Source organism: Streptomyces sp. NPDC104226 (assembly GCF_055584085.1).
The window spans coordinates 24,814-50,250 of record NZ_JBVJMS010000011.1 but is presented as its reverse complement, the minus strand read 5'-3'; the positions used below and the strand labels follow the sequence as shown (position 1 = coordinate 50,250).

The 25,437-nt window shown below is 72.3% G+C and carries 25 protein-coding genes; 9 read left to right on the top strand and 16 right to left on the bottom strand.

The window, feature by feature from the left end; genetic code table 11:
* Positions 1-115: 115 nt before the first annotated feature.
* From ACZ60J_RS30775 to ACZ60J_RS30755, 5 genes are all read right to left on the bottom strand, one after another.
* A complete protein-coding gene (locus ACZ60J_RS30775) occupies positions 116-1,081 on the bottom strand; it encodes a hypothetical protein (RefSeq protein WP_469686866.1) in 966 nt (321 codons plus the stop codon).
* A gap of 146 nt (positions 1,082-1,227) precedes the next feature.
* Positions 1,228-1,896 carry a Crp/Fnr family transcriptional regulator gene (locus ACZ60J_RS30770; protein ID WP_469686864.1) on the bottom strand — a complete coding sequence of 223 codons (669 nt, stop codon included), beginning with the start codon at positions 1,894-1,896 and terminating at the stop codon, positions 1,228-1,230.
* Positions 1,897-2,001: 105 nt separating this feature from the next.
* Complete coding sequence (locus ACZ60J_RS30765) at positions 2,002-2,382, bottom strand: hypothetical protein (RefSeq protein ID WP_469686863.1); 381 nt, start codon at positions 2,380-2,382, stop codon at positions 2,002-2,004.
* Between the two features lie 239 nt (positions 2,383-2,621).
* A complete protein-coding gene (locus tag ACZ60J_RS30760) occupies positions 2,622-3,539 on the bottom strand; it encodes a DUF4396 domain-containing protein (protein ID WP_469686862.1) in 918 nt (305 codons plus the stop codon).
* An 88-nt stretch (positions 3,540-3,627) separates the two neighbouring features.
* The gene (locus ACZ60J_RS30755; RefSeq protein ID WP_469686860.1) at positions 3,628-4,479 is read right to left on the bottom strand and encodes a lysostaphin resistance A-like protein; all 852 of its coding nucleotides are present in this window, start codon (positions 4,477-4,479) and stop codon (positions 3,628-3,630) included.
* 96 nt (positions 4,480-4,575) lie between these two features.
* Between ACZ60J_RS30755 and nhaA the strand changes: the two genes are divergently transcribed.
* Entirely contained in the window at positions 4,576-6,495 is a 1,920-nt protein-coding gene (gene nhaA, locus ACZ60J_RS30750) for a Na+/H+ antiporter NhaA (protein WP_469686858.1), read from the top strand.
* Between the two features lie 49 nt (positions 6,496-6,544).
* On the opposite strand, the gene ACZ60J_RS30745 is transcribed toward nhaA, so the two are convergent.
* Complete coding sequence (locus ACZ60J_RS30745) at positions 6,545-8,098, bottom strand: carboxylesterase/lipase family protein (protein WP_469686857.1); 1,554 nt, start codon at positions 8,096-8,098, stop codon at positions 6,545-6,547.
* Between the two features lie 95 nt (positions 8,099-8,193).
* On the opposite strand from ACZ60J_RS30745, the gene ACZ60J_RS30740 reads away from it, so the two are divergent.
* Positions 8,194-8,766 (top strand): TetR/AcrR family transcriptional regulator, encoded by a 573-nt coding sequence (locus ACZ60J_RS30740; protein WP_469686855.1) that lies wholly within the window; start codon positions 8,194-8,196, stop codon positions 8,764-8,766.
* A 31-nt stretch (positions 8,767-8,797) separates the two neighbouring features.
* Here the strand turns inward: ACZ60J_RS30740 and ACZ60J_RS30735 are convergent, their stop codons facing one another.
* The 3 genes from ACZ60J_RS30735 to ACZ60J_RS30725 all read right to left on the bottom strand — a co-directional run bounded on the left by ACZ60J_RS30735 (position 8,798) and on the right by ACZ60J_RS30725 (position 11,317).
* The gene (locus ACZ60J_RS30735) at positions 8,798-10,093 is read right to left on the bottom strand and encodes a multidrug effflux MFS transporter (RefSeq protein ID WP_469686853.1); all 1,296 of its coding nucleotides are present in this window, start codon (positions 10,091-10,093) and stop codon (positions 8,798-8,800) included.
* 378 nt (positions 10,094-10,471) lie between these two features.
* The gene (locus ACZ60J_RS30730) at positions 10,472-10,915 is read right to left on the bottom strand and encodes an RNHCP domain-containing protein (RefSeq protein WP_469686851.1); all 444 of its coding nucleotides are present in this window, start codon (positions 10,913-10,915) and stop codon (positions 10,472-10,474) included.
* 27 nt (positions 10,916-10,942) lie between these two features.
* Positions 10,943-11,317 carry an RNHCP domain-containing protein gene (locus ACZ60J_RS30725; protein WP_469686849.1) on the bottom strand — a complete coding sequence of 125 codons (375 nt, stop codon included), beginning with the start codon at positions 11,315-11,317 and terminating at the stop codon, positions 10,943-10,945.
* A 411-nt stretch (positions 11,318-11,728) separates the two neighbouring features.
* On the opposite strand from ACZ60J_RS30725, the gene ACZ60J_RS30720 reads away from it, so the two are divergent.
* On the top strand, positions 11,729-12,718 hold the full coding sequence (locus ACZ60J_RS30720; protein WP_469686847.1) for a L,D-transpeptidase: 990 nt from the start codon (positions 11,729-11,731) through the stop codon (positions 12,716-12,718).
* Positions 12,719-12,951: 233 nt separating this feature from the next.
* On the opposite strand, the gene ACZ60J_RS30715 is transcribed toward ACZ60J_RS30720, so the two are convergent.
* Positions 12,952-13,677, bottom strand: a complete 726-nt coding sequence (locus ACZ60J_RS30715; protein ID WP_469686845.1) for a DUF4232 domain-containing protein — start codon at positions 13,675-13,677, stop codon at positions 12,952-12,954.
* A gap of 255 nt (positions 13,678-13,932) precedes the next feature.
* Between ACZ60J_RS30715 and ACZ60J_RS30710 the strand changes: the two genes are divergently transcribed.
* On the top strand, positions 13,933-15,768 hold the full coding sequence (locus ACZ60J_RS30710) for a helix-turn-helix domain-containing protein (protein ID WP_469686843.1): 1,836 nt from the start codon (positions 13,933-13,935) through the stop codon (positions 15,766-15,768).
* Positions 15,769-15,847: 79 nt separating this feature from the next.
* Here ACZ60J_RS30710 and ACZ60J_RS30705 read toward each other — a convergent pair whose 3' ends face one another.
* The gene (locus ACZ60J_RS30705; RefSeq protein WP_469686841.1) at positions 15,848-16,537 is read right to left on the bottom strand and encodes a TetR/AcrR family transcriptional regulator C-terminal domain-containing protein; all 690 of its coding nucleotides are present in this window, start codon (positions 16,535-16,537) and stop codon (positions 15,848-15,850) included.
* A gap of 141 nt (positions 16,538-16,678) precedes the next feature.
* On the opposite strand from ACZ60J_RS30705, the gene ACZ60J_RS30700 reads away from it, so the two are divergent.
* Positions 16,679-17,203 (top strand): hypothetical protein, encoded by a 525-nt coding sequence (locus ACZ60J_RS30700; RefSeq protein ID WP_469686839.1) that lies wholly within the window; start codon positions 16,679-16,681, stop codon positions 17,201-17,203.
* A gap of 141 nt (positions 17,204-17,344) precedes the next feature.
* Positions 17,345-17,884 (top strand): GtrA domain-containing protein, encoded by a 540-nt coding sequence (locus tag ACZ60J_RS30695; RefSeq protein WP_469686837.1) that lies wholly within the window; start codon positions 17,345-17,347, stop codon positions 17,882-17,884.
* A 5-nt stretch (positions 17,885-17,889) separates the two neighbouring features.
* Here the strand turns inward: ACZ60J_RS30695 and ACZ60J_RS30690 are convergent, their stop codons facing one another.
* Complete coding sequence (locus tag ACZ60J_RS30690; protein WP_469686835.1) at positions 17,890-18,747, bottom strand: helix-turn-helix transcriptional regulator; 858 nt, start codon at positions 18,745-18,747, stop codon at positions 17,890-17,892.
* A gap of 184 nt (positions 18,748-18,931) precedes the next feature.
* Here ACZ60J_RS30690 and ACZ60J_RS30685 point away from each other — a divergent pair, with 184 nt between their 5' ends.
* Positions 18,932-19,774, top strand: coding sequence for an alpha/beta fold hydrolase (locus ACZ60J_RS30685; protein ID WP_469686833.1), 843 nt, complete (start codon positions 18,932-18,934; stop codon positions 19,772-19,774).
* 55 nt (positions 19,775-19,829) lie between these two features.
* On the opposite strand, the gene ACZ60J_RS30680 is transcribed toward ACZ60J_RS30685, so the two are convergent.
* Complete coding sequence (locus tag ACZ60J_RS30680) at positions 19,830-20,225, bottom strand: hypothetical protein (protein WP_469686831.1); 396 nt, start codon at positions 20,223-20,225, stop codon at positions 19,830-19,832.
* A 62-nt stretch (positions 20,226-20,287) separates the two neighbouring features.
* On the bottom strand, positions 20,288-20,935 hold the full coding sequence (locus ACZ60J_RS30675; RefSeq protein ID WP_469686829.1) for a TetR/AcrR family transcriptional regulator: 648 nt from the start codon (positions 20,933-20,935) through the stop codon (positions 20,288-20,290).
* A 207-nt stretch (positions 20,936-21,142) separates the two neighbouring features.
* Here ACZ60J_RS30675 and ACZ60J_RS30670 point away from each other — a divergent pair, with 207 nt between their 5' ends.
* On the top strand, positions 21,143-22,132 hold the full coding sequence (locus tag ACZ60J_RS30670; RefSeq protein WP_469687269.1) for a GlxA family transcriptional regulator: 990 nt from the start codon (positions 21,143-21,145) through the stop codon (positions 22,130-22,132).
* Between the two features lie 35 nt (positions 22,133-22,167).
* Here ACZ60J_RS30670 and ACZ60J_RS30665 read toward each other — a convergent pair whose 3' ends face one another.
* On the bottom strand, positions 22,168-23,121 hold the full coding sequence (locus ACZ60J_RS30665) for an alpha/beta fold hydrolase (RefSeq protein WP_469686828.1): 954 nt from the start codon (positions 23,119-23,121) through the stop codon (positions 22,168-22,170).
* Between the two features lie 130 nt (positions 23,122-23,251).
* Here ACZ60J_RS30665 and ACZ60J_RS30660 point away from each other — a divergent pair, with 130 nt between their 5' ends.
* Positions 23,252-23,890, top strand: coding sequence for a TetR/AcrR family transcriptional regulator (locus ACZ60J_RS30660; protein WP_469686827.1), 639 nt, complete (start codon positions 23,252-23,254; stop codon positions 23,888-23,890).
* Here the strand turns inward: ACZ60J_RS30660 and ACZ60J_RS30655 are convergent.
* Positions 23,844-25,379 (bottom strand): alpha/beta hydrolase, encoded by a 1,536-nt coding sequence (locus ACZ60J_RS30655; protein ID WP_469686826.1) that lies wholly within the window; start codon positions 25,377-25,379, stop codon positions 23,844-23,846. The genes ACZ60J_RS30660 and ACZ60J_RS30655 overlap by 47 nt on opposite strands.
* Positions 25,380-25,437: the final 58 nt, after the last annotated feature.

Sequence of the window (25,437 nt, the reverse complement as noted above, 5' to 3'; positions counted from 1 at the left end):
TTGGCCCCGCCGACCAACTCGCTGATGTCGTAGTCCGCTTCGGAACGCGGCGTCCCTTCCTCGGGCAGGGGTCCGGGGTCGGGCAGCCCGGCCGCCCCCACCCTCCCGTCCCCCGTCACTTATGCCCCTGGCGCTTGTCGCCGCGGACCTGGTCGCCCTGGAAGCGGCGAATCTTGCCGATCTTGTGGCCCTCCACGTAGTCACCGGCGATCCGGTCGCCCGCCACATGGTCACCGGCCACGTGATGGTTGCTCACGCTCTGACCGCCGTGGACAGTGCCGGTGTTGATGTTGCCGCGGGGGGCGGCGATGGCATCCGTGCGGCGGGCCGTCGTGTCGTAGCCGGACGAGTCCGCGGCCTGCGGGGAGGGCTCCTGCGCGGGCTCCGGAGCGGCGTCCTCAACGGAGGTGCCCTCGTAGAGGGGGCCGGAGGGCTGGGGGACGTAGAGCCATGCCCGTCGGGAGAACGACTTGCCCTCGACCGTCGCGGCCACCTCCACGAAGTGGTCGGGGTGGCGCCCGGTGTACCCGCCGGCGACCGCGTCCTCGTAGCACCGCTCGGAGAGGATGGCCGCGACGTGGGTGATGTTCTCGTTATGGGAGGTGAGCACGGCCTTGACGGGGCGCGAGTCGAGCAGCCGGTGCGTGTCGTTGCGCGCTGTGCCGTTGCCGCCGAACTCGTCCCCGGTCTCCGGCAGCGGGCCGACGTGCAGACTGACCCTGAGCCTGATCGGCACCGCCCCGTGGGAGAGGACGTTGAAGTCGGTCAGGACCTCCTGGAGGGTGAGCAGGAGGGGGTGGATGACGAAGGGCATGCGTGCCGGGTCGAACCCGAAGACATAGCCGTCCCCGGTGGTGGCCGGAAACGTACGGTCCTCCCACAGGTCTCCGAGGTCGGACCTGTGCAGCGCGGTCTTCAGGAGTTCGGGGACGACCCGGCTGACGGCCTCGTGCTCGATCGCCGGGCGGCCCGTGAAGTCCTTCGCGTCGACGGCCAGAATGCCCCGGTAGGGAGGCAGTGGCCTGCTGTGGGTGTACGGGGCGGCGATCCGCTGGGGCAGGGCGCTGCTGAACTCGGGCATGTCACTCCTCCGTGAAGCCCGCCCGGCCGCTCTCGGGCCGGGCGGGAACGCTGTCGCGTGACGTCGAGCTTCACAGCGGGCGGGGAGCCGTTCCGTTCCCCAGGACCCGATAGGGAGTGATGAGGACCACATCTCCGACGGGGGTGTCAGCCGCCCGCATGGCCGTCGGCCACCTTGCGCAGGCCCTCCACGCTGACAACCTCGATTCGGCGGTTTCCCACGCTCACGCAGTCGGGGCCGAGCCGTTCCAGCGCCTTGCTGACGGCTTTGCGGCCCACATCGATGTGCTGGGCCAGCTCCTCCCTGGTGAGGGAGAAGCAGTGCTTCCCTTGCTTTCCTTCACCGGCTGCCGCAACCAGGCGGAGCAGGGCCAGGGCGAGACGTTCATGAACTGCCCCCTCGCACAGCTCGGCCTGTTCGCGCATACGATTCCAGGCTAATTCAAAAATAGGGCGGGCGAGCTTGGCCTCTTGGACGAAGCGATGGAAATCCTGTGCGGGCACAATGCATGCCCTGCTTTTCCTCAGCGCCCACACATCGGCCATCCGGACGCTTTCGGGCTGAAGAGCCATCTCTCCCAGGATCTCGCCCCGTCCCCGGAAACCGAGCAGTCGCTGCCGCCCGTCGGACTCGGTCCTGACGACCTTCACCAGCCCGTCCACCAGAGCAAGCACATGCGTCCCCCGCTCCCCCTGCCGCAACAGGGCGCGGCCCGCGAGGTAGGTCTGCTCCGGATACCGCGTCAGTCGTGCCCACTCCTCGTCCGGCACCAGAGCACACAGAGGAGCTGACGGAAGGGAATCATCTTCGCTCATGCGGTCAAGCTAGAGGAGAAAAACTTCGGATAGACATGGAATTCACGATTCGGCGCGCGCATCACAAATAGAACGGCCGGATTTTTTCTGTTTAGCCGCCCGGCATCATCCCGCCACCCCTGAGCCGTTCCGGGTGAGGATCTGGTTGCCCCAGGCGGGCGGGAGCCCGTCGGCGCGGGCGAAGAGCGCCTTCTCGGCCGGGTCCGCCCGGGCGAGGAAGGCCTGGATCTCCTGGTCGACCTCGTTACGACTGGCGGTACCGAAGACGGTCACCAGAATGGAGAGGCCCAGCGAGCCGCCGACCTGCTGGGTGGCGTCGAGGAGGCCGGGCCACGCCGGACTCGACGGGCCGGACGTCGGAGAGAAGGCCAGCGAGACGAACATCATGCCCATAGCCGCGCTGAACACCAGCACAGGGCCGAGGGTCGAGCCCGCGTAGGTGAAGTGGGCGTCCGCCAGGGCCAGGCAGAGTGAGCCCAGGACCATGAAGGGCTTCGAGCCCTACTTCGCCAGGAGTTGGGAGGTAAGGCCGACCACCACTGCGATCACCGCACTGACCGGGAGGACAGCGGGGCCCGCCTCCAGCAGAGCAAAGTCCTCGCATGTTCAGTGTCATACGGAGCCCTCGGGGAGGCTCAGCTCCGCAGCCTGCAGCTCTACGGCCCCTTCCGGTTTCGGGGGGCCGGGTTGTGGTCGGGGGCTGGTCGGGGGTGGGGGCTCGGGGCTCACATGGTCAGGTGGCCGAAGATGCCGGCGATCACGACGCCTGCGGCGAGGACGAGGAAGCTGACCACGGTCATGGCGGCGAGGCGGCCGCGGCCGACCTTCGGGGCCATGGAGTGGTGGTCGTGGCCGCCGTGGCCGCCGGTTCCGGCAGTCGTCGGGTGTGAGGGCGGGGCGGTGTGCTCGTGCGTCGCGTGGCTCGGTGGCGGCTCCGGGCGGGAGAGGGCGGCCCCGGCCAGGGCGATTCCTGCGGCGAGGGGGACCGGCTCGTCGCGGCGGACGGTGAGCATGCCGTGCTTGAGGCCCTTGTCGACCAGCCACCAGTTCATGGGCAGGGCCACGAGGAAGCCGGCGCACAGCGAGATCGACATGATGAACCAGAAGGTGGGGCCGGTGGGGCTCGGGTGGGGCATGGTGTTGGTCATCCACGGGATCATGACCGCCGTCATGCCGCCCATGACCGCGTTCATGGAGAGCAGTTCGGCGATGAAGGTCTTCTTCATGGATTCGCGGTAGCTGCCGAACATGCTCTTCATGAAGAGGGCCTGGAAGACCATCCAGCCGAAGAGGAACCCGAGGAGGTACTCCCACACCAGCTCCGCCCAGGGCTGGACACCGAGGGTGTACGTGATCACCGCGGCGGCGAGGATGCCGATGCCGTCACCGGCCACGCAGTGCATGGTCGACCCGACGACCTGGCGCCATTTCGCGGCCACGTACTGCTCGTGCGTCCCGGGCAGCGGTTCGCGGCAGGCGAGGACGTAAAGCAGGGCGCCGAAGAGCCCGCTGAAGGCGGTGACGATGACGAAGCCCCATTTCATCACCGTGGCTTCCGGGGTCCGCTGGATGTCCACGGCGACGAAGACCACCGCGAGGGCGACCTGGAGGAACCACAGCAGCATCACACCGTCGAGAAGCACGGGAACCTCCGGTGATCGTTTGCACCAGCCTGACAGCATCGGCGGGGGCCGACCACTCGGAGCGGGTGCGCCGGCGCTCAGCCGCAGGTCAACGCGTCGTGTCCGCAGAGGTGGGGATGCGGCCCTTCACGAGGAAGACCGCCACGACGGCGAGGACGACGATGAGGATCGTGGCGGCGACGGAGACGGCCGACCACGCTCCGGCGCTACCGGACGCCACGGCCTCGTCCACGCCTCCGGAGGCGAGGAAGGTCGTCGGGTCGGTCAGCGCGTGCAGCGCGACGGCGGCCCAGATGGTGCCGGTGACCCGCATCGTGAGGTACATGCACACGCCGAATCCGAAGGTGTAGACGACGGTGGCCGCCACGGTGGCGGGGGTCATCCCGGACAGCAGGTTGACCGTGTGCATGAGCGCGAAGAGGAGGGACGAGCCGATCATCACGTACCGCTCGGTGTGGCGGGCGTCGCGCAGGACCTTCACGACCAGACCCCGCGTGATCAGTTCCTCCGCGAGGCCGATGCAGACGCCGGCCGCCGCGAGCGCCGCGATCCTCCCGGCCGACCAGGCGCTCCACTCGATGGTGCCGACATGGCCGACGATCGCGAGGCAGACGAGCGCCGGGGCCAGCCACATCCAGCGCGGCCCACGATCGGACCTGCGGCCGAAGACGCTCCGGGTCCAGCCGACGGCACGGGTGAAGCCGACGAGCGTCAGGGCTCCGATCCCGATCGGCAGGACCAGCGCGAACAGGATGCTCGCGGCGGTCGCCAGGACGTCGCCCGCGACGATCCGGTCCCCCGCGAAGGTGCCGATGACCCAGCCCACGAGCAGGTAGTAGGCGAGGTAGGCGACCACGATGCCCACGGCCAGCCCGGTCGACGGGCGGACGGTCTTCCGTGGACGCGGGTGGGATGCCGGATTGCGATGCCGATCACTCATGTCGTAAATGTCCTGTTAGGGATCCTTTGCTATCAAGGGGCGAAAGGCCCCTCCTCCGGGCGGCCGCCGCGACGCCCACCGACCGCGAGAGTGACGATGCCCCTCGAAGCCAAGGGCTCCGGCCCCCCGGACCCCCACGCCTCCGCCGACTACACCGGTCAGACCCCGTGCACGAACACCTCGCCCCTGCGCGCCTTCCTGCGCACCGAGACCGGCAGCACCGTCGTCCTGCTGGCCGCCGCGCTCGCGGCGATCGGCTGGGCCAACGCGGCACCCGGGGCGTACGCGTCGTTCTGGGACACCCCCCTCTCGCTGCGCGCGGGCTCGTACGAGATCTCACTCGGCCTGCGCGACTGGGTGAACAGCGGGCTGATGACGCTGTTCTTCTTCGTCGTCGGGCTGGAGGCCCGGCGCGAGTTCGACCGGGGAGAGCTCCGTGAGCGCCGACGGCTGGCGCTGCCGCTGGCTGCCGGGATCGGCGGGATGGCGCTCCCGGTCGTCCTGTTCCTCGTGGTCAACGCGGGCCACGGGACGGAAGGCGGGTGGGGCGTCGCGATGTCCACCGACACCGCCTTCGCGCTGGGACTGCTGGCCGTACTCGGGCGCCGCATGCCGCCGGCACTGCGCGTGTTCCTCCTCATGATCGCCGTGGTCGACGACTTCGTCTCCCTCGTCGTCATCGCCTTCGCCTACAGCGAGCGCGTCGCCGTGCCGGCGCTGCTCGCCGCCGCCGGGGCGCTGCTCCTCATGCTCCTGGCGCGCCGGCTGGGCGTGCGCAGCGGTGCCGTGGACGCGTTGTTCGGCGCCGTCGCCTGGGTGGCCGTGCTCGAATCGGGGGTGGAGCCGGTCGTGGTCGGGCTCGTGCTCGGCCTGCTCACCTCTGCCGCGCCCGCCACGCGGACCGACCTGGAGCACGCCAGCGGAGTGTTCCTGTCGTTCCGGGAGCAGCCGACGCCCGAGCTGGAGCGGACCGCCCGGGCCGGGATCGCCTCCGCGGTCTCCCCCAACGAGCGCCTGCAGCGCGCCTACCACCCGTGGACGAGCCACGTGGTCGTTCCGCTGTTCGCCCTGGCCAACGCCGGCATCGAGATCAGCGGCGACCGGCTGGTGGACGCGTTCACCTCGCCCGTCACCCTGGGCATCCTCCTCGCCTACGCCGTCGGCAAACCCCTCGGCATCGTCGGCGGCGCCGCGCTGGTCACCCTCGCCTCCCGCGGCCGGGTCCGGCTTCCCGTCGGCTGGGGGTCCGCCCTCACCAGCGGCACCCTGTCGGGAGTCGCGTTCACGGTCTCCCTCCTCATCGCCTCGCTCGCCTTCAGCGGCCCCCGGCTGGACGAGGCCAAGATCGGCGTCCTCAGCACGCTGCTCGTCTCGCTCCTCGCCTCCCTCGCGCTGACCGCCCTGATCGGCTTGCTGCCGTCCGCCGTGCGGGCCCGGTTGCTGCTGGGGAAGGCCGAGACCATCGTCGATCTCGCCGTCCCCGTCGACCCCGACCGCGACCACGTCCGGGGTCCGCGGCACGCGGCGATCACGGTCGTGGAGTACGGCGACTACCAGTGCCCCCACTGCGGGAAGGCCGAGCCCGTCGTCCGCGAACTCCTCCGCGATTTCGGGGACGTGCGGTACGTGTGGCGCCACCTCCCGCTCACGGACGTGCACGTCCACGCCGAACTCGCCGCCGAAGCGGCCGAGGCCGCCGCGCGCCAGGGCCGGTACTGGCAGATGCACGACCTGCTCCTCAGCCGTCAGGGCGACCTGCGCATCGAGGACCTGCGGGCCTACGCCGCCCTCATCGGCTTGGACGCGGACCGCTTCCGGGAGGACCTGGAGGACCGTCGCGGGGCCGCGCGGATCGCCGAGGACGTCGAATCCGCCGACCTCAGCAGCGTGGCGGGCACACCGACCTTCTTCGTCAACGGCCGCAGACACCACGGCGCGTACGACATCGAGGGCCTCACCACAGCGATCCGGGCCGCCCGCGAGCGCGCCGGCGCGGAGGCCTCACGACGCCGGTGAAGGGCTCCGGGCCGGCGGCCTCGGGTTGGCAACTTCGGGTCGGCGGTCCTCAGTGGCTGTTCTGCCAGAAGGCGGTGTTGTGGTCCGCCGCGAAGTCGGCGCGCTTCCAGGTGGTCGAGGACAGGGTCTGGACGTAGTCGCGGCCGGTGCGGAAGTCGGGCCAGTCGGTCGTGCCCGTGGCGGCGAAGCGGGTCCAGGTACGGAGCATGCGGGTGCGGAAGCGGGCCTGGTCCGAGGGGACTTCCTCGAACAGCGGCGGGCGGTCGAAGAGGTAGGGCAGCTCCGTCATGTGCGCGGCGCGCTGCCGGAAGCTGGGGGTCGGGAAGCCCTCGAACCACGGGGTGTCGCGTTCGGAGAACTCGTACGTCCGGGTGGGGGTCCAGCGGGAGAGGAGCCGGGCCGTCTCCAGGGTGGGCGTGGACCAAGCGGAGTCGGTGAGGGCGGCGGCCAGTGCCTCGCCCGCGGAGCCGTACGCGGTGAGCGGGTAGCGGGAGAGGACGGCGTCGGCGCCGGAGCCGAACTGCCGGCGGACGGCCGGCTCGTACTCCTCGGGCTTCATCGGTGTGCCGGAGGCGAGTTCCTGGCCGAGCATCCTGCCGCGTTCCTCGTCGTGGTTCACGCCGACGAGGACGGGGACCCGGTTGAACCTGCCGGTGCGCAGGGCTTCGGCCGGGGAGAGGGGCATGAGCGCGGTACCGGTTACCGGGCGCGGTTCGTTGTACGGGCCGTAGGCGGCGAGGAGTTCGGAGACGGGCTTGTCGCGCAGGCAGTCGGCGGTGTTCGTCTCGCAGCCCAGGGCGGCGACGACGCGCCGGGCGTCGGCCTCGGCTTCGGCGCGGGTGCGGGATCCGCCGGTGGCGCAGGGGGCGCTCTGGACGACGGCGCGGTGGAAGAGGCCCGCGGAGGCGGGTGAGGCGAGGTGGCCGCAGACGCTGTAGCCGCCGCCGGACTGGCCCGCGATCGTGACGTTGTCCGGGTCCCCGCCGAAGGCGGCGGCGTTGGCCTTCACCCAGCGCAGGGCGGCCTGCTGGTCTTCCAGGCCGAGGCCGTCGGCGCCGGGCCGGGAGGGGTCGCTGAGGAAACCCATCACGCCCAGGCGGTAGTTCATCGTGACGACCACCGCGCCCTGCTCGGCCAGGCTCGCGCCTCCGTACTGGTGGCCGGCGCCGTACATGAGGCTGCCGCCGTGGATCCATACGATCACCGGCCGCTTCCCGGCCCGCTTCGCAGTCGGGGTGGTGACGTTCAGGTAGAGGCAGTCCTCGTTGTCGTTCGGGATGCCGATCGGAATCCCGACGGGCTGGGCGCAGGCCTGGGCGGGGGCTGCCGCTTCCCGCACTCCGGTCCAGCGCGCCGCGGGCTGCGGGGACTTCCAGCGCAGGTCTGCGACGGGGGGTGCGGCGTAGGGGATGCCCTGGAAGGTGAGGACCCCGCCGTCGGCGGTACCGCGGACCTTGCCGTTCGTGGTGGCGACCACCGTCCGGTCGACCGCGGCGCCCACGGGGGCGGCGTGGGCGGGGGCCGGGGCGGTCAGGGCGAGTCCGAGGCCCATCGACACGGCGACGACCGCCGACCACTTCGAAACGATCTTGGTGTTCGTCATGGAAGGAACAGTAGAGAGGTTTACTCGACCGAGCAATACGTTTGTATAGATCGATCGAGTGAGTCGTTCGGGCAACGAGTGCTAGCGTCCGTCGCATGGGAAACCGCGAAGCCCTCCTCGTCGGCGCGAAGGCATGCCTGCGGGAGAAGGGGTACGACCGCAGCAGCATCCGGGACATCGCCACCGCCGCCGGGGTGAGCACGGCCGCGATCGGCTACCACTACGGCTCCCGCGAAGCCCTGCTGAACCAGGCGCTGTTCGAGATCCTCGACGAATGGGGCGACGCCATGGGGCGCGCCATCGTCCCGGACGCCGACGGCTCCACCGAGCACGACTTCGCGCGGATGTGGCAGAGCCTGATCGACGACTTCGCAGCCCACCCCGACCTGTGGCTCGCCTCGATGGAGCTGTTCATGCAGGCCCAGCGCCAGCCCGACCTGCGCACCGCCCTCGCCGGCGGCGCCGCCCAGGGGCGGCGGGGCATGGCCGCCATCCTGGAGGGCGTCCCCGAGGACCAGGTCCCCGAGGCCACCGTGCGAAGCCTCGGCGGCGTCCAACTGGCCCTGATGTCCGGCCTGATGATCCAGCACCTCAGCGACCCGGCGAACGCCCCCACGGCAGACGAGATCCTCGCCGGGCTCCGCGCACTGGCCAAGTTCGCGAACTGAAGGTCGCCCACGGGTTCCGCCGGGGGTGGGGTTACTGACGGGCCGCGGAGAGGCTGCGGTGGGTGAGGGTGGTGAAGGCGATCAGCGATGCCCCGGCGATCGTGGTCTGGATGAGGGCCATGGGGACGGCACTGGCGGAAAGGCCCGCGAGGGGGGACACCAGGGCGCCGACGAGGAAGCCGGTGGCGCCGAGGAGGGCGGAGGCCGATCCGGCGGCGGTGCGGGTGCGGTTCATCGCGAGGGCGTTGGCGTTGCCGACGAGCAGGCCGAGGCTGGCCACCAGGACGAACAGGACGGCGCACACGGGGAGGAGCCCCGCGTCACCGAACAGTCCGGAGGCCAGGGCCAGCATGCCCAGGCCCGCGAGGGTCAGGAGGGCCAGTCCGGCGGTCACGATCGCGTGGACGGGGAACCGGCGGACCAGGTAGCGGCCGTTGAGCTGGCCGACTCCGACCATGCCGGCGGCGTTCAGACCGAACAGCAGGGCGTACGCCTGGGGGGTGGCTCCGTAGAGGTCCTGGAGGACGAACGGGGAGGCGGCGAGATAGGCGAAGAACGCGGCGAACGCCCCGCTCGCGGCGATCAGACAGCCCGCGAAGACACGGTCCGCGAGCAGCTCCCGCATCTGCGCGAGCCCGACCCCCCGCACCCGGCGCGCCGCCACGGGCAGGCTCTCGGGCAGGCCCACCACGATCACCGCGGTCAGCAGGGCGCCGAGCACGGCGAGTGCGGCGAAGATCCCGCGCCAGTCGGTGAAGTGGAGGAGCTGCGCGCCGAAGAGGGGGGCGACGACGGGGGCGACGCCGGAGATCAGCATGAGGGTGGAGAACACCTCGGCGATCTTCACGCCTTCGTAGAGGTCCCGGATGATCGCGCGGGCGATCACGATCCCGGCCGCGCCCGCCGCGCCCTGGAGGAAACGCAGGCCGATCAGCGCGTCCGCGGTGGGGGCGAGGGCGCAGGCGATCGAGGACGCGGTGTAGAGGGTCATGCCGGCGACGAGGGGGCGGCGGCGGCCGAGGCGGTCGGAGAGGGGGCCGACGGCGAGCTGGCCCAGGGCCATGCCGATCAGGCAGGAGGTCAGGGTCAGCTGGACGACGACCGCGGTGGTGTCGAAGGTGCCGGCGACGTCGGGAAGCGCGGGCAGGTAGATGTCGGAGGACAGCGAGGGCAGGGCCGTGAGTGCGGCCAGGACCAGGAAGACGAGGAGCCGTCGCCGGGCGGGTGCGGGGGTGGGTTCCGGGGTGGGCGTGGGGGTGGTTTGCAGGGTGGGGGTGGGGGTGGGTTCCAGGGTGGGGGCAGCCGCGTTTCGGGCAGGGCTGGACAAGGATCGCTCCAGGGGGTGGGGGTGGGGGGAATCCATTGAATCTATCGCGTTATCGCAGGTCAGGGCGGTGGCTGAGGCCCTGACGATGCGCTGGAAGCGCCGCCGTCGCACGCAGGGGTACGACCTGGACCCTCACCCTGCGGACGGGCTCAGGGAGGCGCCAGGGGCCGCTTGAGGGCCCCGTGGGGGGCTTCCCGCGCAACGCTCAGGCGGGTTTCTTGTGACGCGAGGGAGGCCTCTGCCGGATCACGCCAGAAGCCTCCCTGAGAGCCTAAACCACCACCGACGTGGAGGGGATAGGACATAGGTCCCGCGAGACGCCACAGGCCACCTGTGAGCCTTCTGGCCGCCAAAGCACTCGTCGGTGCGCCGTCCGCGTTACAGAGTGAGCAGGGCGCGGCCGGCGGCCTTGGCGTCGGCGAGGGGTCTGAGGGCCAGCCGGACCAGGGCGAGCGGGTTGTCGTCGCCCGCGATGCGGTTGGCGGAGAGCTCGCCGCAGGTGGCGCACTGGTGGATGATCAGCCACTCGCCGTCGGTACGGACGGACATGCCCAGTGCCTCCATCCGGCCCCGGCAGTCGGCGTCGCGGTCGCCGGGGATCTTCCGGTCGACGTGCAGGCTGGCCAGACAGTGGGGGCAGTGGTTGCGGTGCGCGGTGCCGGGGGCGTCCAGCGAGACGTCCAACCGGCAGGAGACGCAGCGGAAGTCGTGCGACCGGTGGCCGCCCCGGGTGTGCAGGACGCCCTTGTGCCGCTGCGGGCGGCGCTGCTGACGGCGGCTGTTGCTGCTGCGGCTGTTACTGCGGCTGTTCTTGCGTGACATGGCCGTACTCCTTTCCCGTCCGGGCGGTCAGAGGGTTCCGAACGCTTCGAGCGAGAAGGGCGGTTGGGCCAGCGGGCGGACCGCCATGCGCATCAGAATGAGCTGGTTGTCGTCCCCGCAGACCGGGTGGGAGGTGAGCTCGTCGCACCGTACGCAGCGGTGGATCACCATCCAGTCACCGGTGCGGAGCACGGCGATGGCGATCGGGGACATCCGGCCCTCGCAGTCGCTCGGACCGCCCTCGACGTGGTCGAGGACGTGCCGGGAGTGCAGGCAGGACGGGCAGTGGTTGCGCGGCACGCCGTCGGCGGCGTACGCGGACACGGTCAGACCGCACCACGCGCAGGCGAAGGTGCTGAGGCTGAGAGTGTTGTTGCTGGTGTTGGCGGTGTGGCTGGACACCCGGATGCTCCTTGCTGGGAAGTGGTCAAAGCAGCAAGAGCAGGCCGAGCGGCCTCGTCAGAGGGCAGCCCGATGATGCCGCGCAGGGCGGCGCACGGGCAGGTCAGAGCACCGGAGGACACGTCCGGGAGCAGCCCGGGGAAACGGGCGGCGGGAAGCTGCGGACGGTTACGCGGTGTGGCGAGGCGCACTCGGCGCGGGCCGGGACATCAAACACCCTTTTCCAGGGCACACGGGCCCAGAAGGAATCAGAACGACGGCGTCAGGCTAACAGGGCGCCTTCGGAGGGCGTCAACGCATTTACGGGACTGCCGTTCGTCACACAACGGTCATAAGCAGATAAGAACCGGACGGCCTCCGACAGCCGTCCTCACGGCTGTATCAGTCCTTTGCAGAGAAGAGCCGTCCACCATGATGCGTGTCCGCCGTGTCCGCCCCCGTCCCTCCACGGCCCCGCTGTTCGCCGTCGCCACGGGGCTGTTGCTGCTCACCGCCTGCGGCTCCGGCGGGGACGCGGTGCGGGCGGACGACGCGAAGGCGTCCGCCGACGTGGCGGGCGTGCACGCCGCTGCGCCGGAGCCGGCCGTTCCGCCGAAGGTGACCACCGGAGCCCTGCTGGACTTCGACCTGATTCCGGCGGCGGGGAAGACGGTGGGCACCGGGCAGCCGGTGTCCCTGGAGTTCGAGAAGCCGGTGAAGGACAAGGCCGCGGTGGAGAAGGCTCTGACGGTCACCGCGTCGACCCCGACCGAGGGTTCCTGGGGCTGGGTGACCACGCCCTCGGGCCGCGACCGCCTGGACTGGCGCCCCAAGGACCCCTGGAAGCCCGGTACGGACGTCACGGTCAAGGGCACGCTCACCACGGTCGACCCCGGCGGCGCGCACTTCGACCGGGACCTGGACCGCACGTTCAAGATCGGCCGTGACCAGCAGCTGACCGCCGACCTCGACACGCACCGCCTCATCGTCGAGCGCGACGGCAAGGTGGTGAAGTCCCTCCCCATGTCCGGCGGGCAGCCCGTCAAGGGCCGCCAGTCCCGGCTGGGCACGTACGCCCTCAAGTCCCAGGAACCCAAGGTGCACATGACCTCCGCGTCCGTGGGCGGGCCGGTGGACTACGACGTGGTGGTCAACTGGGGCATGCGGGTGACCGACACCGGCGCCTACATGCACGAAGGGGTTCCGGAGGCGCAGAAGTACGTCGGCAACACCAACCACAGCGCCGGCTGCATCGGCATGACCCCGGCCGACGCGAAGTGGCTCTTCGACAACACCGTCCTCGGCGACCTCCTCACGATCAAGGGCCGGGAAGCCATCAAGAACGTCGACGGCCCCGGCAACGGGTACGCCGACTGGAGCATCTCCTATGACGAATGGAAGAAGCTGAGCAAGGTCGTCTGACCCACGCTCAGGCGGGCAAGCCGCGCAGCCGTCGGGGAGCCGGGTACGACGGTGCAGGCGACGAGCAGTCCGGCGGCCGGCCCGCGCCGGGCGGGTCAGGTCCCGCAGGTGCGCCTGCCCGCTGATGCCTACGCCGTCGTCCATGCCCATGCCCGTGAGACCAGGGGGTGGCTCGGGGCCGGGCCTGGTACTGGCAGACCCAGGGAGACCGGTGCCCGGCCCCGGAGGTGCGTTCAGAACGCGGTCAGTGCGTCACGGGTGCTGGCGCGGTACAGGCCGACCTTCGGGGCGGCCACGCTGCCCGGCTTGGCCAGCCGGAGGCTGACGCCGTCCGCGTTCGCCATGTGCTCCGCGTCCGCCAGGACGTTGAGCTCGTCGGCCACGGGGCCGTTGGCACCCGACGGGTTGAGGTTCACGGCCGCGTACGCGGTCGCGCCGGGCCGTACCGGGTACGCCGGGGCGCCGCCCAGGCCGCCGGGGGCGGTGGCCTGGAGACCGAGCGCGCTGCCCTTGGCGCTGAAGCCGACGGTGGGGAAGTAGTCCAGGCCGCAGGAGGTGGAGCCGTTGTTCGTCACGGTGATGATGCGGACGGTGGCCGGAGTGCCCGCCGGGGACGTGACCTTGACGGTCAGGTTGCGCGCCGAGCAGGGGTGGCCGTAGGCGTAGGCGTCACCGGTGGTGTCGCCCGTGCCCTTGTTCTTGCCGGCCGGACCGGCCTTCGCCGGGGTGACGGTGGCCGCGCCGTTTCCCGTGGCCTTGCCGTCGGAAGGGGCGGCGGAGGCGCCGTCCCCGGACGGGGTCGCGGTGCCGGCCGGGGCCTGCTGGTCCGTGTGCGTGGTTGCGGCCGGGTTCACGGTCGGCCCGCCGGCGCTGTCCGAGCCGCCGCAGGCGGTCAGGGCCAGAGCGAGGCCGGCGGTGACGGTGGCCAGGGCGGCGGTGCGGAGTCGGTAGGTGCGCATGGGAACTCTCCGTGTCGGTCGGTGCGGTGGGGTGGGGGCCCGCGGTGGGGCCCTCCGTAGCGACTGCGTCATCAGGCCGTCGGTCCGATCGGCGGAGCGGCGGGTTGATGACGCCACTGTGGGGCGGGTTTTGTCCCAGTGGTGGCTGGACCGGGATAGTAGAAACCCTGGAACGCTCCCGACCCCTCTCACCTGGGCAATCGGGTGAGCCTGGAACGCGCGTCCGGGATGAGCCGGGATGAGGGGGAGGCTGGAATGGCCACGGAGACGGAGCGGTTCGCGGAGCTGATGCGCGGATTCAAGGAGCGCTCGGGGCGTAGCTACGGCACGCTCGCGAAGCGGCTGCACTCCAGCAACTCGACGCTGCACCGCTACTGCAGCGGCGCGGCGGTGCCCACGGACTACGCACCGGTGGAGCGGTTCGCCCGCGTCTGCGGCGCCTCCGCCGAAGAACTGCTCGCGCTGCACCACCAGTGGCTGCTGGCGCTGGTGGAGCGGCGGCGGGGGACGACGGAGGGACCGGCCACGGCGCCGGCAGCGGCAAACGCGGAGACCCTGCGGGGCGGTGACGTCGCGGCGGGGGTGCCGACTGCGCCTGCGGAGGTGGTGGCCGGGCAGGCCGGGGAGCCCGGGGAGACTTCGCAGGCCGGGCAGGCCGGGCAGATTTCGGCGGCCGGGCAGGCCGGGGAGGTCCGGCCTCAGGCAGGGGCCGGCGGCCCCGCAGCGGGCCCGGCGACCGCAGCCGGGTCCGCCTCGGCGCCCGGGCCTGCCGCTGCGGAGGCAGCCGCCCCGGCACCTGTCCCTGCTCCCGCGGCGGCGAAGGCCGCGACACCGGCCTCGGCATCGGCGGAGGCACCGGCACCCGCCCCGGAGCCCGGACCCGCCCCTGCGGAGGCACCCGCTCCAGCACCTGGCTCCGCTCCCGCGGCGGCACCCGTAGAGACACCGGCACCAGCGGCGGGGGCAGAGATAGCGGCAACGGCAGCGGAGGCGGCACCGGCACCGGCACCAACAGCGGAGGCAGAGATAGCGGCACCAGCAGCGGAGGCGGCAGCCGCAGCGGTACCCGCCGCGGGGCCAGGGCCGGAGGCCCCCGCGCATGTCGGCGGCGGCCGCCCCCGGGCGGGCTCCGCCCGGGGGGCCGTGCCGGGGGCCCGGCGGCGGTCTCGGGTGCTGCTCGCCCTTGCGGCCGCCGTGGCCACCGCCGCGGTGGCGGGGACCGCCGCCGCCGTCTCCTCCATGGGAGGTACGGGGCACGGGGGCTCGCGCCAGGGCGCCGTCCAGCCGCCCTCGGGCGAGCGGGCGGCGGCGGGCCCGGCCCTGGCGTCCGGCGGGGCGTCGGCGCCCACGCCGCCCGCTACCGAATCCGCACCCCCGTCCGGCCCGGCACCGTCCGCATCCGCATCCGCGTCCGACTCCGCACCGTCCGCGTCCACCTCACCGGCCGCCGCCGGGGAGGGGGCCTCCCCCGCCGCCCCGTTCACGGTCAACGTCCTGCCCGACAACTGGGACAGCCCCTGCGACCAGTGGTTCGCCCTGAACAAGGCCCCCGGCACGGTCCCCCCGCCGCCCGCCGGGCAGGCCACCGAAGGCTGGGCCCGGGCCCTGGGCGCCGTACCGGCGGGGCACCTGCGCATGCAGCTGACCGTCCAGGGCACCGAGGGCAAGGCCGCGGTCCTGCACGCGCTGTACGTCCGCGTCGTCAGCGGCCGCAAAGCTCCCGGCTGGAACGCGTACACCATGGGATCCGGTTGCGGCGGCGCACTGGTGCCGGCCTCCTTCGCCGTGAACCTGGACGACCCCGCCCCGAGGGCCCGGCCCGTACCCGGCAAGGAGGGCGAGCGGACCACGGCCTCGACCGACTTCCCGTACAAGGTCTCCGCCACCGACCCCCAGGTGCTGAACGTCGACGCCGCCACGCTCGGTCAGGACGTCAGCTGGTACCTGGAGCTGGCCTGGAGCAGTGGCGACCGCAAGGGCACCACCCGCATCGACGACCACGGTCGCCCGTTCCGCACGGTCGCCCTGAACACCGGCCACGACTACTGGTACAACGCGAACGACAACGCCTGGCTCCCGTACACGGAATGAGACGAAGGCCGTTCGCACCAGGTCCCGGTGCGGGTCACCAGTCGGTGACGAGGGCCGGGGCCGGTTCGTGCTCCCGCGGTCACACGGCGGCGGGGGTCCCGGGGATTCGGGCCGCCAGGCCGTCCAGCAGCGCCTGGAGGCCGAAGTCGAAGGTGTCGTCCGGGGCTTCGGCGTAGTCGGGGGCGGAGGCGGACTCGATCCGGTCCCGTAGCCGGGGGAACTGCGAGGCGGCCTCGGTCGCCTGCCGCATGACGGCGCCGAAGACCTCCCCGGCATCGCCGCCCTCGCGTTCGATCCGGCGGGTGAGGGAGGTGGTGGCGGCGGACGGGGCCGCGTTGCCGAGGACGTACGTGAAGACGGACGCGGCGGCCCGGTCCGCCCGGGGGCCGTCGAAGCCGGCCTTCTCGTAGACGGCGAGCGTGTGGTCGTCGTGGCGGGCCTTGCCGACGCCGTGGAAGAGGTGGGTCGCGAAGGCCTGCACCAGCCAGGGGTGCCGGGTGAACATCCCGTACAGGTCGCCGGCCATGGCGGTGGCGGCGGCGCGCCAGTCGACCGCGTCGAGGTCGGGCAGCCGGACCTCGTCCCACACCTGGTCGCCGGCGAGGGTGAGCAGGTCGTCCTTGTTCTTGACGTGCCAGTAGACGGCGGTGGCGGCCGAGTTCAGCCGCTTGCCCAGGGCGCGCATGTTGAGGCCTTCCAGGCCTTCGGCGTCGAGCAGCTCGACGGCGGTCCGGACGATCTGTTCGCGGGTGAGCGTGTCGCGTGGCATGGGCTCACGATAGGACATCAAAGCCCCTCTTGCACAAAGTTCAAGAAGGGACTTGCACAGCGTTCAAGTCGCCCCCTACAGTTCTCGTTGTCGGGACTTGAACAACGTAAAAGTCCTCACGCCGCCGAGAGGGAGAAGCCCATGAACACGCACACGCTCGCCGCCGTCGCCCAGATCCTCGTCGCCGCCGCCTTCGCCTCGATCCCGCTCCTGCGCCACCGCTTCGGCGCCGTCGCCAAGGCCGCCGCCGTCACCGAGCTGCAGCGCCAGGGGATCCGCCCGGCGGTCCTGGAGGAGAACAAGCTCCGCTTCGACGCCAGCGGCCACGAGTGGTGGGCCCCGGGTTCCTTCGCCGCCGCGAGCCTCGCGGCCGCCGTCCTCAACCTGGCCGGCAACCCGCTCGGCACCACCCTGACCTGGATCTTCTCCACGCTCGCCCTCCTCGCGAACGTCCTGATCCTGCAGAGCCAGCTCGGCGCCGTGAAGTCCGTGCAGGCCGCGTTTCGCCGCAAGGGCGACTCCGAGCTGCTGCGCGTCGACGTCCCCGCCTTCCTCAAGGCCGCGGAGGGCGCGTTCCCCTCCTGGACCCGGGTCCTGCAGAACGTCCGCCACACCGTGGTCTTCGCCGGCTCCGCGCTGGCCCTGACCGTCGCCGCCTTCGCCTGACCATCCCGATGGCGCCACTCAGGGCAGGCGTAACGCCATAACGCCTAGTAGTGGTGCCATCATGGCGCCACTACGGCGCACCTGACGGGTGCGCGGCCACAGCCCACGCGTTCACGGGGTCACCGTCGGAGGGGTCGGATCATGGAGACAGTGCAGAGCGGGAAGCGGCCCGCGACCGGCGCCCTCACCGCCTTCACCCGCTTCGTGGTCTGCGGCGGAGGGGTCGGGGTGGCCTCCAGCTTCGCCGTCGCGGGCCTCGCCTCCTGGATCCCCTGGGTCCTGGCCAACGCCCTGGTCACCGTGGCCTCCACGCTCCTCGCCACCGAGCTGCACGCCCGCTTCACCTTCGGCGCCGGCGGACGGGCGACCTGGCGCCAGCACGCGCAGTCGGCCGGATCCGCGGCGGCCGCGTACGGGGTGACCTGCGCGGCCGCACTCGTCCTGCGGCAGTTCGAGGCCTCGCCCGGCGCCGTACGCGAACAGGTCGTCTACCTCTCCGCCTCCGCGCTCGCCGGAGTCGCACGGTTCGCGGTCCTGCGCCTCGTCGTCTTCGCGCAGCACCGCTCGAAGACCGCGGCCGCCACGTCGGTCCCGTCCACCCCGTCCACCCCGTCCGCCGTGCACACCGTCCGCACCCACCGCACGGCCCCCACGGCCTCGGACCTGTGCCGCGCGGCCTGACGGCCTCAGGACCGCGTGAACTGTTCCGTGCCGACGACCCGGAGGAGGCTCAGCCGGTCGGCCGAGTCCGTTCCGGGCGGGGGTGTCAGGAACACGAGGCGCTGGTCGCCCTCCGGGGCGAGGAGCACCTGGCAGTCGAGGTCCACCGGTCCTACGACCGGATGGATCACCCGCATGCGGCTGTGCCTACGCACGGCCACCTCGTGGAGCTCCCACAGGGCGGCGAACTCCGCACTGGCCTCCCGCAGGCGCTCGACCAGCCGGGTGGAGGCCGGGTCCGAGGAGCGCCGGCCGACGGCCGCCCGCAGGTCCGCCACGTGGAGGCGGCTGTACTGCTCGTGCTCCTCGGCCGGGTACGCGGCCCGCGCGGCCGGATCGGCGAACCAGCGCCAGACGACGTTGCGGCCGTGTTCGGACACCGTGCACACCCCGCCCAGGAGGGTGCGGGCCAGCTCGTTCTGGGCCAGTACGTCGCCCAGGTCGCTGAGGACCTGCGCCGGAATGCCGGGCAACTGGTCCAGCAGGTGCAGGAGCCCCGCGCCGACCTCGTCCCCGGTGACCCGCGCCGCGGGCGGGCGGTGCCCGGCCAGCAGGTGGAGGTGGTCGCGCGCGTCGTCGTCGAGGCGCAGGGCGCGGGCGAGGGCGGCCAGCATCTGCGGTGAGGGCTGGGGGCCGCGGGCCTGCTCCAGCCGGATGTAGTAGTCGGCCGACATGCCGGCGAGCTGGGCCACTTCCTCGCGCCGCAGCCCCGGCGTACGCCGTCGGGGCCCGGCGGTGAGGCCCACGTCCTGCGGGCGCACCCGGTCGCGCGAACGGCGGAGGAAATCGGCGAGCCCAGGGCGGTCGATGATCATGCCGGTCATCCTGCCGGACGCCTACGGCGCGGCCCACGCGGTGATCACGTCGTGGACGGAGCCGCCGCCCATCCTGGGATCGCCGGTCCCAGGTTCGCGGGGTCTCTCCCGCCGCCCGCGGCCCGACGGCACTGTTGGTCCCGCCGGAGGGAAGACGCCCCCGGCGGCCCCACCACCAGGAGGAACAGCAGCCATGTCCACCGCCACCCTCATCGCCCCCGCCGACACCGCCACCACCCTGAGCGCCACCGTGCGCGTCGCCGACGCCGAGGTCTACTACGAGCGCACCGGCACGGGCCCCGCACTCGTCCTCGTGCACGGCACCGGCTCGGGCGGCTCGGCCGTCAACTGGGGGCAGACGCTGCCCCGTTTCACCGCCGGCCACACGGTGATCACCCCCGACCTCTCCGGCACCGACCGCACCCGGGACGAGGGCGGCCCGCTGACCGTGGAGGGGCTGGCCGCGCAGGTCATCGCCGTCATCGAGGACGCGGGCACCGGGCCGGTGGACCTGCTCGGCTTCTCCATGGGCGCGCCGGTGTCCGCCGCCGTCGCCGCGCTGCGCCCGGACCTCGTGCGCCGGCTGATCCTGGTCGCCGGATGGGCCCACACCGACGGGGACGAGTACCTGCGCAACATCTTCACCCTGTGGAAGCAGCTCGGCGTCTCCGACCCGGCCGCCTTCGGCCGCGCCGTGGCCATGACCGGCTTCAGCCGGGGCTTCCTCAACGCGATCGGCCGCGACCAGGTCGAGCTCCTGGTCCCGAACCTGCCCCCCACCCCCGGCACCCTGCGCCACGTCGACCTCGACACCCGCATCGACATCCGCGCGCTGCTGCCGCTCGTCGAGGCGGAGACCCTCGTCATCGGCGCCACCCTGGACATCACCGTCCCGGTGGAGAACAGCCGCGCGCTGCACGCCGCGATCGCGCACAGTTCGTACGCCGAGATCGAGGCCGGGCACGTCGCCTTCTTCGAGAAGGAGGACGAGTTCGTCGCGCTGGTCGACGGCTTCACCCGCGGGGAGCGGGCGTAGGCCGTCCCTTCGGGCCCGGGGCCGCACGGCCCGGGACCGCTCGGCCCGGGACCGCTCAGCCCTGTACGGCGAGCACGATCCGGAGCACGCACCCCGCGAGCACGGCGCCGGACACGATGCTGGTGACGCCCAGCCCGCGCGTGCCGCGGGGCAGGCGGTCCGGCAGGGTCACCGTCTGCGGGCGCCTGGGGTCGTAGATCACGTCCATCCGGCCGCCGACCTGCACCGGCGGGAAGACGAACGGGCCCACGGTGTACCGGCGTGCGGGTGCGCCCACCGGGGTGTACTCCAGCATGATCATCGAACCCGCCGCGACCTGGCCCACGTCGACGCAGACGGCGGAGTGCCGGACGCCCCGCTTCAGCAGCGGGCGCGCGTGGAGGTGGATCCCGAGCGAGACGCAGAGGACGACCAGCGCGACGAGCGCGACGAGAAAGACCCAGTTGCTCACCGACAACGCCCCCGCCCGACGGAAAGACCAGATCATCGCCGACCGCGGGCAGGGCCGCAAGGTCAGGCGGGTGACGGCTCCCCGTCCGCCGGCGCCGACCCGGTGAGCGTGTCGACCAGAGCCTGGGCGAGGACGGTCGCGGCGCCGATCCTGGTGTCCTCCCGCTCGTCGCCGGTGACCTTGCCGATCACCGCGTCGCGGACCGACACCGAGACGTCCGGGCCCCCGTACAGCTCGGGGAAGGACAGGGCCATGAGGCAGACGCCCACGTTCGCCGAGAGGATCGACTGTCCGGCCAGCTCCGGCGTCGTGCGCAGCCGGCCGGCGTCGCGGCACCGCCCCACGGCCGTCAGGAGCAGGGCCTGCGCCTCCCCGATGGCCTGCGGCCTGGCCGTCCCGGACGGCGTGAACATCAGCCGGTAGAGGTGGGGGTTGCCGAGGGCGAACGCGACGTGGCTGTCCCAGGCCGCACGCAGGTCCGCCACCGGGTCGTCGGTCTGCGGATTGCGCCGCTTGTTGGCGAGGAAGCGCTCGAAGCCGATGTCGGCCACCGCGGTGAGCAGCCCTTCCTTGTCGCCGAACTGGCGGTAGATCTCGGGCATGCCGACCTTGGCCCGGTCGCAGATGGCCCGGGTGGAGATCGCCGCCGCGTCCTTGGTGGCGAGCAGCTCCTCGGTGGCTTCCAGCATGCGCTCTCGGGCCGTTGACATGACGTCGATGGTAGCAGCGCTCACATGGAACGTAATCATCGCTTACGCTCCATGTGAGCGCTGCACACACCCGCTCGCGAGCGCGCACCGAGAAGCACCCACGGAGACGTCATGGAGAGCTGTGGACACCGGATGGACATCGGTTCCGAGGAGTACGCGGAGCGCTCGGAGCCTGCGCAGTGCTCGGAGCACGCGCAGTGCCCGCCCCTGGGGCCCGTCGCCCGGCTGATCGTGATCGTGCTCTTCGAGGGCGTCGACCTGCTGGACGTCACCGGACCCCCGGAGGTGTTCTCCCTGGTGCCGCGGGAGACGCAGGACGCGGCCGGCTACCGGGTGGTCCTGGCCGCACGGACGCTCGACCCCGTCACCACCTCGGCCGGGGTGCGGATCCTGCCGGACCTGACCTTCGACGAGGCCGCCGCGCGGAGCATCGACACGCTCCTGGTGCCCGGCGCGGTCGAGCTGGACGCCGAGCGCCGGGTCCGCGCCCTCACCGACCCGGAGGTCGTGGACCGGGTGCGGACGCTCGCCGCGCGCTCACGCCGGGTGGCGTCCGTCTGCGTGGGGGCCCATCTGCTGGCCGCGGCCGGGCTGCTCGACGGCAAGCGGGCCACCACCCACTGGTCCACCGCGCAGCAGCTCGCCGCCGACCACCCGGAGGTCGAGGTGGACGCCGACCCGATCTTCATCCGGGAGGGCGAGGTGTGGACCGGCGCCGGGATCAGCGCCTGCCTGGACCTCTCGCTCGCCCTGGTGGCCGAGGACTTCGGCGAGGTGGTCGCCCTGCGCGTGGCCCGGCAGCTCGTGATGTACCTGAAGCGGCCGAGCGGGCAGAGCCAGTTCAGCGTCCCCCTGGAGCCCGTCTCCGCGACGCGGCGCGGCGAGGACCTGCGGCACTTCATCGGGCGGCACCTCGGCGACCGGCTCAGCCTGGCCGACATCGCCGCCCACGCGCACGTCAGTGAGCGGCAGTTGGCCCGGATCTTCAAGTCCGAGCTGGGCATGACCCCGGCCGCCTACGTGGAGTCGGCCCGCGTGGAGCTGGCGCGGAGCCAGCTCGAAGCCACCGACGCCACGCTCGAACGGATCGCCTCCGCCTGCGGGTTCGGCACGGCCGACACCCTCGTGCGGGCGTTCCGTCGCACGCTCGACACCACGCCGACGGAGTACCGGCTCCGCTTCCGGACCGCCGTCTGAGCGGCTCCGGCTCCGCTACGCGGACCTACGCGGACCTACGCGGCCCTGCGCGCGGCCGGGTCGAGGGAGTCGGGCGAGTCGAGGGAGTCGACGTCCTCGAAGAAGCTGAGCATCCGCGCGTTGACCAGCTCGGGGTGGTCGATCTGCGGCCCGTGCCCCGTCGCGGAGACGATCTCGGCGCGGGCTCCGGGAATCACCCGCGGCACCCGCTCCAGCTGGCGCTTGGGGTGTACGAGCAGGCTCCGCTTGCCCATGATCAGATAGAACGGCGTCCGGACCGTGCCCAGTTCGGCGTCCGACAGCGGCAGCGGGGCGGGCCGCTTGATCCGGAAGGCCCGGACGCCCGTCTGGATCATCCGGCGCAGTTCGGGGACGACCAGGACCGGCTGCTCCAGCCACTTGGCCAGGCGGGGGCGCATCCACTTCGGCGCGAAGGTCGCGAAGAGGCTGGCGAAGATCCACACGAAGAAGCGCAGCCCGACCTTCTCCAGGCCTCCCGGGTCCAGGGCGGTGACCGAGGCGAGCCGGCCGGGGCGCAGGTGCACCTGGTTGATGACGAGCCAGCCGCCGTAGGAGGACCCGACCAGGTGGACGCGGTCCAGGCCGAGCGCGTCCAGGGCCTCGTCCATCCACTGGGCGGCGCGCTCGGGCTGCCACATCACCTCGCGCTGGACGCTGCGGCCCGGGTCGCCCGGGGTGTCGAGGGCGTAGACGGGCCGGTCGGCGCTGAGGGCGACGGTGTTGGGGTACCACTGGGCCGAGCAGCCGCCCGACCCGTGGATCAGGACGACCGGCGTACGGGATTCCGCCGCCGGGTTCGCGGGTCCGTACCGGTAGACGTGCGTGGTCCCGAAGCTCGTCTCGACGTCCGTCTCGTAGCGGGCGGGCGCTCCCTTCGCGTACAGGGCGTCGCAGGCGGCGAAGTAGCGGTCGCGAAGCTCGTCGCTCACGTAGCGGCCGATGTCTCGGCGGGGCTTGTTCTGGGGCACGGGGCACCTCCTGGAGGACCGGGGATCCGTTCTTCGTGATACGACCGTACCATGATGTTGGTACGGCGGTACCATGAAAACGAGCCGCGGGCCCCTCACCCACCGGCACCGACGGGCGGAGACACAGAACATGCCGAAACGCGTGGACCACGAGGAGCGGCGCACCCAGATCGCCGAGGCACTCATCCGCGTCGCCGGACGCCGCGGGCTGCACGCGGTCGGCATGCGCGACGTGGCGGCCGAGGCGGGGGTCTCCCTGCGCCTGGTGCAGTACTACTTCCAGACCAAGGAGAAGCTGCTCTTCTACGGGCTCCAGCACCTCACCGACCGCTTCACCGCCCGGGTCGGCGCCCGCCTCGCCGCCGCCGGCCCCGCCCCCGGCCCGCGCGCTACGGTCGAGGCGCTGCTGCTGGCCTCCCTGCCGACGGACGAGGAGGGCCGCACCTTCCACCTCCTCTACAGCTCCTACTCGATCCTGTCCGTGACCGACGAGGCCCTCGCCGCCCAGCCCTTCATCGACAACCCCGACGCCGCCGAGAACGCGGTGGCCGGGCTGATCACCCAGGCCCAGGAAGCCGGCCTGGCCGACCCGGACGCCGACGCGCGCATCGAGGCGATCAGCCTGCTCGCCATGGCGGCGACCATGGGCACCAGCATCCTGGTCGGCCAGCGGGGCCCCGAGTCGGCCGTCGCCGTGCTGCACCACCACCTGGACCGGATCTTCAGGACGCGCACGCCGAGTCCCGGAGCGGACGCTGCCCCGTCCTGAGGTACGCGGTGACCGTGCGGTCGGAGCAGGCGTTGCCGTTGCCGAGGTAGACCCCATGGCCGCCGTGGTCGACGGTGAGCAGCCGGGCGCGCGAGCCGAGGGCTTCGCGCATCTTCAGGGAGGCGGCGTACGGGGTCGAGGGGTCGCGGAGGTTCTGGACCATCAGGATGTTCGAGGGACCCCGGTCGGTGATGCGGGTGGGGCGTTCGGCGGGGGCGTCCTTCCAGAAGGAGCACGGGGTGATGTTCGCCGGCATCCCGGCCGTCAGGGGGTGCGCCGCACGGTCCGCGGCCACGGCCCGCTCGTACCCGGAGACGTCCTCGGGCCAGGCCACGTCGTTGCAGATGACCCCCACCATCAGCGACGCGTCCGAGTCGGGGAGGACCGCGGCAAGATCCCTGGGCAGCTCCGGGACCGCCGCGGGGTCCCGGGCCTCGCGGACGAGGCGGGCGAAGGCGGGGAACTGGGCGTCGCCGTAGAGGGCGGTCTGCAGGGCCTGGCGCAGCATCGTGCCCGTCAGCGGCAGACCGGGTACGTTCGAGGGCTTCGGCGACCGGTCCAGCTCCGCGGCGAGCTCCAGGAACAACGGGCGTACATCGTCCGGGCGTTCGGCGAGCCGCAGCCCCTCCCCCGCCCGCGCCGGGTCCGCCGCCCAGGCCGCGAAGTCGGGGAAGCGGTCGTCGGCGCCCTGCGCCATGTTCGCGAGCCAGCCGCGCGCGACCCGCGTCGGATCGGGGTCCCCGCTGCTGTCCAGCACCAGGCGGTCGGTGCGCTGCGGGAACTTCTGCGCGTACACCGCCGTCACGTAGGTCCCGTAGGAGACGGCCCAGACCGAGAGCTTCCGCTCGCCGAGGGCCTCCCGGAAGCGGTCCATGTCGCGCGCCTGGTTGGCGGTGGTGAAACTGCGCAGCACCGCGCCGCCGTTCGCGGCGCAGGCCTCGGCCACCCTGCGGGAGCGGTCGACGTTCTCCGCGATCCCCCCGTCGGCGCCGGGCCAGGAGCGCAGGGTCGTCAGGCGCCGGTCGGCGGCGTCCAGGCCGCATGCGGCGGTGACGCTGCCGCCGACCCCGCGCGGGTCGAGCGCGACGAGGTCGTACGCGCCGTCCATCTGCCCGGCCAGCGCGGCCCCCTTCTGCGAGAGCCGCTGCACGCCCGAGCCGCCCGGTCCGCCGGGAACCACGGCCAGCGACCCGCGCCGGGCGGCGGGACGGGTGCTGGGCAGCCGGGACACGGCGAGGTCGACGTGCGGGCCGGCCGGGTCGGCGTAGTCGAGGGGGACGGACAGCTTCGCGCACTGCTGGCCGTCGAGGTGGCCCGGGTGGGTGCAGGCCGTCCAGGCCAGGGCGGGTGCGGCGCTCCGGGTGGCGGCAGTCACGCCGCCGGAGGTCGCCGGGCCGGCGGCCGCGGCGCCGGCGGTGCCGGTCAGCGTGGCCGCCACGGCCGTGGCGCAGAGGGCGACGATTGCGGTCTTGCTGCGGTAAGTGGTCATGGAACGAGGATGGTTGAGCATCCTCGGCCGTCACATCCGGTGACCGGTAAGGCCGTTC

Coding starts and splice junctions, on each gene's coding strand:
- ACZ60J_RS30685 (WP_469686833.1), top strand. CDS start 18,932: ATGTCCACCGCCACCCTCATCGCCCCCGCCGACACCGCCACCACCCTG.
- ACZ60J_RS30690 (WP_469686835.1), bottom strand. CDS start 18,747: ATGACCGGCATGATCATCGACCGCCCTGGGCTCGCCGATTTCCTCCGC.
- ACZ60J_RS30770 (WP_469686864.1), bottom strand. CDS start 1,896: ATGAGCGAAGATGATTCCCTTCCGTCAGCTCCTCTGTGTGCTCTGGTG.
- ACZ60J_RS30755 (WP_469686860.1), bottom strand. CDS start 4,479: ATGAGTGATCGGCATCGCAATCCGGCATCCCACCCGCGTCCACGGAAG.
- ACZ60J_RS30775 (WP_469686866.1), bottom strand. CDS start 1,081: ATGCCCGAGTTCAGCAGCGCCCTGCCCCAGCGGATCGCCGCCCCGTAC.
- ACZ60J_RS30765 (WP_469686863.1), bottom strand. CDS start 2,382: ATGGTCCTGGGCTCACTCTGCCTGGCCCTGGCGGACGCCCACTTCACC.
- ACZ60J_RS30730 (WP_469686851.1), bottom strand. CDS start 10,915: ATGTCACGCAAGAACAGCCGCAGTAACAGCCGCAGCAGCAACAGCCGC.
- ACZ60J_RS30700 (WP_469686839.1), top strand. CDS start 16,679: ATGAACACGCACACGCTCGCCGCCGTCGCCCAGATCCTCGTCGCCGCC.
- ACZ60J_RS30660 (WP_469686827.1), top strand. CDS start 23,252: ATGCCGAAACGCGTGGACCACGAGGAGCGGCGCACCCAGATCGCCGAG.
- ACZ60J_RS30675 (WP_469686829.1), bottom strand. CDS start 20,935: ATGTCAACGGCCCGAGAGCGCATGCTGGAAGCCACCGAGGAGCTGCTC.
- ACZ60J_RS30715 (WP_469686845.1), bottom strand. CDS start 13,677: ATGCGCACCTACCGACTCCGCACCGCCGCCCTGGCCACCGTCACCGCC.
- ACZ60J_RS30745 (WP_469686857.1), bottom strand. CDS start 8,098: ATGACGAACACCAAGATCGTTTCGAAGTGGTCGGCGGTCGTCGCCGTG.
- ACZ60J_RS30720 (WP_469686847.1), top strand. CDS start 11,729: ATGATGCGTGTCCGCCGTGTCCGCCCCCGTCCCTCCACGGCCCCGCTG.
- ACZ60J_RS30695 (WP_469686837.1), top strand. CDS start 17,345: ATGGAGACAGTGCAGAGCGGGAAGCGGCCCGCGACCGGCGCCCTCACC.
- ACZ60J_RS30710 (WP_469686843.1), top strand. CDS start 13,933: ATGGCCACGGAGACGGAGCGGTTCGCGGAGCTGATGCGCGGATTCAAG.
- nhaA (WP_469686858.1), top strand. CDS start 4,576: ATGCCCCTCGAAGCCAAGGGCTCCGGCCCCCCGGACCCCCACGCCTCC.
- ACZ60J_RS30740 (WP_469686855.1), top strand. CDS start 8,194: ATGGGAAACCGCGAAGCCCTCCTCGTCGGCGCGAAGGCATGCCTGCGG.
- ACZ60J_RS30705 (WP_469686841.1), bottom strand. CDS start 16,537: ATGCCACGCGACACGCTCACCCGCGAACAGATCGTCCGGACCGCCGTC.
- ACZ60J_RS30655 (WP_469686826.1), bottom strand. CDS start 25,379: ATGACCACTTACCGCAGCAAGACCGCAATCGTCGCCCTCTGCGCCACG.